This is a genomic window from Kribbella sp. NPDC048928, assembly GCF_043197975.1.
GTDB lineage: Bacteria > Actinomycetota > Actinomycetes > Propionibacteriales > Kribbellaceae > Kribbella.
On sequence record NZ_JBICUC010000001.1, the window covers coordinates 349,810 to 356,271 of the forward strand.

The window sequence follows — 6,462 nt, forward strand, 5'->3', positions numbered from 1 at the left end:
GCATGGGGACCCTGCGGAACCGCCGGGCACGGCGCCTGCGGCACCTGCAACTCGGGAAACATGCAGCACGCCTGGCCGAACACCTCGGACGGGTGCTATGCCATCACCCATCCCGACACCTGCGGAATCACCGGAATGTCCAGGCGTACCTGCGGTTTCAGGCATGCCACGACCAGTCTCTGCACCGGGAAGCGGATCGTCACGTCGATCGCCGACTGCGGTCCGCAGACCGACCTGTTCTGTGGTGAACGCTCCTGCTGCGGCGGGAACTGCGCCTCGAACCGGGTCATCGACTTCACGCCGGCGGCGTTCACCGCGCTGACCGGCAGCCTGAACAGCGGTTTGACGCCCGTGTCGATCGACGTGGCCTGAGAGGAGACCGAGATGCCAACCACCATGGACCGCCGTTCGCTGCTCGGCCGCGCCGCGCTCGGTGCGACCGGACTGATCGCCGCCACCGCTATGGGTTCACTCGCCCCCGAGTCCGCGTTCGGAGCCGGCGGAGAGTACGCCGACGCAGGTCAGCCGGACCCGAACTTCGCCGAAGGTGTGATCACCGGCCGGAGTCAGGATCTCCTGCAGGTAAAGGGATCCGACGGCCGGCTGCACCGGATCCAATTGACCGGCGTGACGAGTGTCTGGAAGCTCCACCCGACCACGATCGACCAGGCGAAGATCGGCGACGGCCTGTACGCGCGCGGCGTACTGCTGCCGGACGGGACCCTCGCCGCCGAGGCGGTGTGGGTGAACATCGTCAACCTGACCGTCGCAATCACGTCGATCACCCGCTCCGGCGTACAGCTCGACCACCACGGGCAGAGGGTCGTCGGCCACGTACAGCCTGGTATTACCGCGGCCGTCTACAACGGCACACCCGCGGTGTCGGACCTGTCGATGCTCAAGGTCGGCCGGCACGCCCAGGTGATCGGCGCCTGGCGACCCGGCACCAACGAGATCGACCTCGCGACCATCTACACGTCGAACTGACATGGGTACCTTGGCGGCTGCTCAGCCGCTCTTGATCGGGGTGCTCCTGCTCTGGTCCGCGTACGGCAAGCTCGCCGATCCCGAGCAGGCCGAGCGGACGGCGCTACCTTCACTTGCCGGCGAGTCCCGCGCGGTCACGGCGTACCGAACAGTCGCCGGACTCGAAGTACTGATCGCCCTCGCGCTTCTCCTACCACCCTTTTGGGCGATCGAGGCAGTTGCCGCCGTCGTACTGTCCGTGGGCTTCACCGGATTCCTCATCTACTCGAAGATCGTCGTACCCGAGGCATCCTGCGGTTGCGCGGGGAAGTCGGCAAAGCCCGTGGGAAGCCGGGCGATCGCCCGCGCATTGTTGCTGCTAGCAACCTCAGTGGCGGCGGCGTTCGCGTCGACCGGCTGGTGGTCGGCGGGCGCAGGTGTGGCGGTCCTGGTGGTCGAGGCGGCAGTGTTCGCGACGCTGTCCGCCGAGCTCGACCGGTACTGGTTGCTGCCGCTCCGGCGGTTCCGGGTCCGGCTCAGTCACCCGTACGCCGGCACCGCCTCCGACGACACACCGCTCGCCGCAACCCAGCGGCGCGTCCTGCTCAGCCCGGCGTACCGCGCGGTCGACGGGCTGCTCCGTTCCGACATCCACGACTACTGGGACGACGAGGGCTGGCGTTTCGTCAGCTACGCCGCCAACTACGACGGCCTCAAGGCAACCGCCGTCTTCGCCGTACCCCACGAGAACCCCACACCGGAGTCCATCCGCGTCGCCCTGGTCGACGAGACGTCCGGCCTAACCCTCTACCGCCCGACAATGCTCGCCACCACGGGATAGCGAATCTGCAGGCCATCACAACCGCCCCTCCCCCGCTCCCGCCACGCTCGCCGCGGCGGGAGCGCCGGCATTGTGATGGCCTGGCGATCCACTACTGATGGTCTTGCCGTCCAGCCGTGCCTGCCGGCGGATGTGATCCGGCGTGACCGGCGGTTCGTCCGGGACCAGGATGCCCTCCTCGTCGCCATGACGCTCTGCTTGGCGACGTATGGGATCATCGGGCGCGTCCGAAGTCGGCGTACGTCGGGATGCCTGTGACGAGGGACTGCTCGGCGAGGGCAAGGCGGCGTGCCATGGACGGGCGGAGCTTCGGTGTGGCTTCCGCGAGGGTCAGGTAGTGGTGGGCGCGAGCCTCGGTCGGGTCGAGGGTGAGCACGGTGCCGTCGAGTACGCCGCCGTCGAAGACGAACGCGAGCGCGTCGGACCACGGGCCGTTGGCGGGAACCCAGTCGACGACGAGCAGGCGGCCGATCTCCAGGTCGAGTCCGATCTCCTCCTTGACTTCGCGGCGGCAGGCCTCGTACGGCGACTCGTCGTACTCGACGACACCGCCCGGGATGTCGAGCGTCGGCTTGTAGGTCGGCTCGAGGAACAGGATGCGGCCCGCCGGGTCGTGGATCAGCGCGCCGCCGGCCGCGGTCTTGCGCGGGAGGCGGGCGGCGATGCCGGGGTTGAACTCCTGTTCCGGCTCGCCTTCGGCGGCAACATCGTTCTGTCGGTTCACGACACTAGTGTGAGGCCGGAGGAGGTATTGCGATGCTTCGAGGACGATCCGCGACGGGGCACTGGTTCGGGACGGTGATCGACGCGCCGGACCCGCAGGCGCTCGGGATGTTCTACCACCAGGTGCTCGGCTGGGAGATCCACACCAACGAGCCGAACGAGTTCACGCTGGCAGTCCCGGGCAACTCCGAGACATACGTGGCGTTCCAGGCGCAGACATCCGCTCCCTGGGCGCCTCCGGTCTGGCCGGCCGCGGCGGGGCAACAACAGATGATGATGCACCTCGACATCGAGGTCGGCGATCTGGACGCGGCCGTCGAGCATGCGGTCGAGCTCGGCGCCACCCTCGCCGACTTCCAGCCGCAGGCGAACGTCCGCGTGCTCCTCGACCCGGCTGGTCACCCGTTCTGCCTCTACACCGACGGCTGATCTCGCGTCAGACGGGCGGCTGGTCCAGGCGGCGGGTCATCCAGATCGAGTCGCCGCGTACGGGGTCCGCTGTGACGCGGCCGCTGCGCTCGAACCCGAGCTTGTCCAGTACGCGGAACGACGCCGCGTTCCACTCCCGTACGGTCGCCCACGATCGCTCGCGACCGGTCCGCGCCGCGGCCTCGACCACGGCGCGCGCTGCCTCCGTCACGTACCCGCGGCCGTGGGCCCGGTGGTCAGCTCGGCCGGAAAGTCGTCGTACACACCGTCAATCTAGTCGCCCGAGCGGGTCTTTGGACTCGTCCCGCCTTCTGATTGCCTCGGGCAACTACTGACTCAGCTTGTAGATAAGGCGTCCCCGGGCCGCTAATCTGTGGATAACCAGTTTTCGCCGAAATCCCTTGCACATAAGGCGTTCTCGGCTTGGAAACTGTCGGTGGGCGTGGCTAGCATTGTGGGTATGGAGGTTCTCGGCGCACGGCCCGTCTACTCGATGAGCGACCCTGAGAAGGTGTCGACTCTCGATACGGCCATGGCTGAGCTGGCCCGGTTGGATGCGCTCGTGCTTCAGTTGACCGGCGAGTTGGAGCGGACCGGGTACGCCCAGGAGATCGGCGCCGGAGATACGGCCCGATTCTTGTCGAAGAGGTACCGGATCGACCTCCCCAAGGCGCGCCGGACCGTGCGACTCGCGACAGCGCTGGACAAGCACCCAGCCACCGCGGCGGCCATGCCAGACCCTGCCGCCCCGTACGCCGATCCCGCCACCGCGCGCCCCACCCCCACCGAGGAATCCGCTGACGCAACTGAACACAGTGGGTCGGGCGGATGGCGTGTACATCCGGACCAGGCAGAAGCGATCATCTCGGTCCTGGCCAAGGTCCCGGCGTCCGTACCGATCGAGAACGTCGACTTCGCCGAACAGCGCCTGATCGACCTGGCCGCAACTCACACTCCCCAGCAATTGCGCGAGGCAGGCAAGCCGATCCTGGCGATCCTCGATCCAGACGGACCAGAACCCTCGGAGAAGCAGGCGTACGCACGCGAATCCCTCACCTGGAAGAACTCCGACCAAGGCGTGAAGTTCCAAGGATTCCTCGCCTGTGAGAACGCGGAACTGTTCCGCACCGTCATCCACAGCGGCGCCAAACCCCGCAAGACCGTCGACGGCGAGCCGGACCCCCGCCCCTGGAGCAAACGCCAAGCCGACGCCCTCACCACCGCTCTCTCCAACGCCCTCAACGCCACCCCTGGTTCGCGCGCCAACACCGCCCGTCCGAGCGACAACGGTTCGTCAAACGCTGGTACGGCCAACGTTCACAAGACCGAACCCCTCGAAGGCGTGGCGGCCGCGACGGATGAGAGTGATCCCGCTACAGCATCCGCACAGGACTCACTGCCCGGAGTCGAAGAGTCCAGCATGAGCAACCCAAGCTCTGCTGCCCCAGACGCCGCCGGCGCGAATCCCGATGTTGGCGTTGTGGCAGGGCATGGCCCGAAGACTCATATCAGCGTGACCATCGACTACAACGACCTGAAGTCCGCGGTCTCACATGCGACCGGGACGCTGATGTTCGGTGACACCTTGTCCGCAGCTACCGTACGGCGCCTGGCCTGCGACGCAGAGCTCCTCCCGATCGTCCTCGGCTCGAAATCACAACCCCTTGACGTCGGCACCGCCCAGCGCCTGGTCACCCAACCCATGCGCCGCGCACTGAACGCCCGCGACAAAGGCTGCGTAGCCTGCGGAGCCCCACCCACCCAATGCGAAGCCCACCACCTCAAACACTGGGTCGGCGGCGGAATCACCGCCGTCTCGAACCTCGTACTCCTCTGCAAACGCGACCACATCGACCTGCACTCCGGCCACTGGACCATCCAAATCATCGACGACGTCGTCCACGTCACCCGCCCGACCTGGACGACCCCCAGTCCCATCCCACCCAACAAATACCAACCACCTGTCACCGACCCACACACCGATCCGTCCACCGCCAACCCCAGCCCCAGGTCCAGCCAGCGACGGCTGTCCGTCGTAGCCCCCGCACGCCCAGACCCTCACGACAACAACCAAGGCAGCAGCCATCCCGGCGACCCAAGAACCGCGAGCCACGTGGAAAGGCCAACTGATCCGAGCGGCAACAACCCGTGGGACGCGGCTGCGTCCCACGGCTCCCACCGAGCGCCCAATGCCTCGCCATGGCCAACTTCATCCTCCGACCCCTGGGGCGAAGACCCCCAACCAAACCCACCACGAGCCCAAGCACCTACGCCCGAAATCCCTTGGGCAAACGACCCACCGCCCGCACCAACCAGCCCACCAGCAATCCCCTGGGCAAACGACCCACCACCCCCACCACCCACCGCACCCACAATCCCCTGGGCAGACGACCCTCCACCCGCACCAATCACACCACCCACAATCCCTTGGGCCAACGACCCACCACCTCCGGTAGCCGCCGCACCCACAGCTCCCTGGGCTGACGATCCGGAACCGTCCGCCGCCACTAAGCCCACAGTCGCTTGTGCTGACGACGCGCGAGCAGCTCGAGGCCAAGCGGTCACTGACCCTCGGGCTGGTGACGCGGCCACCGTATCCATGCCCTCGGCAAAGGATGGGTTCGATCCGTGGGACGAGAGACAGGACCGCCGCCCACACATCGGTGCAGATGCAGACTCGGCCGCCGATCAGTCGCGACCGATCGCCGCCGGCTCCCTCGGCTCCGTCGCCTGAACCCACCTACATCCCCGACCTGACCTACCCAACCACCAGCTCTCGCGCACCCCACTTGGCCCCTTTAGGGCGGGACGGAAGCCGTGCGGGATGCCGGATTGCGTCGGCGAGGCCGGGCGCGCGGCGATGAGCGCGTAGCAGCGCTCGGTGGACGCCTGCCGGTGAACCGGTCCGTGGACGACGCTCGGTGGACGACGCTCGGTGGACGCCAGTCGGTGAACCGGTCCGTGGACGACGGTCCCTGGACGACCGTCGGTGGACAACGAGTCTCCCCGCGCGATGATCCGGCCGGTGGGCTGGTCAACCGACCGTGGATGGAGCTCGGGGCCAATGTGTGCGGTGCCGTCTATCCGACTGCGCTGCACGTTGCTTGATGGTGGTTGTCGCCGCGGTCGGGACCTTCGTCGACAGGAGTCGCGGTGCGCGTTTTGGGGGGCTGCGCAGGCGCACGCACCGCGCTGGAGGCGGGCAAGGCAGGACTCGGGCGAGCGGAGCGGCGGAGCGTAGGACGGTTGGCTCGCACGGCGGTCGGCTCACGGCGGTGGGTCGCACGGCGGTGGGTCGCACGGCGGTGGGTCGCACGGCGGTGGGTCGCACGGCGGTGGGTCGCACGGCGGTGGGTCGCACGGCGGTGGGCTGCACGGCGGTGGGTCGCACGGCGGTGGGCTGCACGGCGGTGGGTCGCACGGCGGTGGGCTGCACGGCGGTGGGTCGCACGGCGGTGGGTCGCACGGCGGTGGGTCGCACGGCGGTGGGTCGCACGGCGGTG

Annotated in this window: 6 protein-coding genes and 1 pseudogene; 4 read left to right on the forward strand and 3 right to left on the reverse strand. The window is 68.0% G+C overall.

Annotated features, from left to right (window positions below; genetic code table 11):
* Positions 1-95 precede the first annotated feature (95 nt).
* On the reverse strand, positions 96-398 hold the full coding sequence (locus ACGFI6_RS01580; protein ID WP_393114377.1) for a hypothetical protein: 303 nt from the start codon (positions 396-398) through the stop codon (positions 96-98).
* Between ACGFI6_RS01580 and ACGFI6_RS01585 the strand changes: the two genes are divergently transcribed.
* The gene (locus ACGFI6_RS01585; protein ID WP_393114379.1) at positions 385-987 is read left to right on the forward strand and encodes a cell wall protein; all 603 of its coding nucleotides are present in this window, start codon (positions 385-387) and stop codon (positions 985-987) included. The genes ACGFI6_RS01580 and ACGFI6_RS01585 overlap by 14 nt on opposite strands.
* A gap of 1 nt (position 988) precedes the next feature.
* Positions 989-1,807 carry a MauE/DoxX family redox-associated membrane protein gene (locus ACGFI6_RS01590; RefSeq protein ID WP_393114381.1) on the forward strand — a complete coding sequence of 273 codons (819 nt, stop codon included), beginning with the start codon at positions 989-991 and terminating at the stop codon, positions 1,805-1,807.
* A 214-nt stretch (positions 1,808-2,021) separates the two neighbouring features.
* Here ACGFI6_RS01590 and ACGFI6_RS01595 read toward each other — a convergent pair whose 3' ends face one another.
* Positions 2,022-2,531, reverse strand: a complete 510-nt coding sequence (locus ACGFI6_RS01595) for an NUDIX domain-containing protein (RefSeq protein WP_393114383.1) — start codon at positions 2,529-2,531, stop codon at positions 2,022-2,024.
* A 32-nt stretch (positions 2,532-2,563) separates the two neighbouring features.
* On the opposite strand from ACGFI6_RS01595, the gene ACGFI6_RS01600 reads away from it, so the two are divergent.
* Complete coding sequence (locus ACGFI6_RS01600) at positions 2,564-2,959, forward strand: VOC family protein (RefSeq protein ID WP_393114386.1); 396 nt, start codon at positions 2,564-2,566, stop codon at positions 2,957-2,959.
* A 7-nt stretch (positions 2,960-2,966) separates the two neighbouring features.
* On the opposite strand, the pseudogene ACGFI6_RS01605 reads toward ACGFI6_RS01600, so the two are convergent.
* A pseudogene (locus tag ACGFI6_RS01605) lies at positions 2,967-3,179 on the reverse strand (GNAT family N-acetyltransferase); the annotation flags it as partial.
* A gap of 153 nt (positions 3,180-3,332) precedes the next feature.
* Between ACGFI6_RS01605 and ACGFI6_RS01610 the strand changes: the two are divergent.
* On the forward strand, positions 3,333-5,693 hold the full coding sequence (locus tag ACGFI6_RS01610) for a DUF222 domain-containing protein (protein ID WP_393114389.1): 2,361 nt from the start codon (positions 3,333-3,335) through the stop codon (positions 5,691-5,693).
* Positions 5,694-6,462: the final 769 nt, after the last annotated feature.